General features: G+C 57.7%; 1 protein-coding gene. It reads left to right on the forward strand.

Annotated elements, in window-relative coordinates:
• Positions 1 to 196, forward strand: a 196-nt coding sequence (locus M3225_RS28815; RefSeq protein ID WP_251400735.1) for a hypothetical protein, incomplete at its 5' end; no start/stop codon positions are given.
• Positions 197 to 480 lie beyond the last annotated feature (284 nt).

Here is a 480-nt window from a genome sequence, read left to right on the forward strand (position 1 = left end):
TATGCAAACCGTGCGATTGGGCGACCGCAACAAATCCGCGCACCTGTACGACGTAGAAGTAAATGAAACGGCGTTGCCCGTCAACGGTAGCGGCGGTTACTTCACGGTGCAGGTTGACGCCGACACGCGTTCGCAAGCATCGGCAATCGCGAAGCGTGCGGGCTACTCTGTGCGTTCCGTTAACATGGTCGGCTGAGCGCCATGAATAGAGAACAGGTCACGGCGCGCGGCGCATGCCGCACTCGTCCGGGGCGAGCACGAACGTAACTCGCATACATTGAGCCGTGATCTGCCGCACGAACTAGAGCGCGCGCTCGTATACTGGCACACGCGCCGACGATTCTACGAAGTGCTAACGCGTTGATTGTACAGGGCAATCTGTTTGTGCAGATTGCCCTGTCGTGTTGTGGGGAAACAACGAAATGAAAAAACGCAAAATAACGCTTGCGGGCCGCGCCGCACGCGCGTATAGTTACACCC

Source organism: Priestia aryabhattai (assembly GCF_023715685.1).
GTDB classification, from domain to species: domain Bacteria; phylum Bacillota; class Bacilli; order Bacillales; family Bacillaceae_H; genus Priestia; species Priestia aryabhattai_B.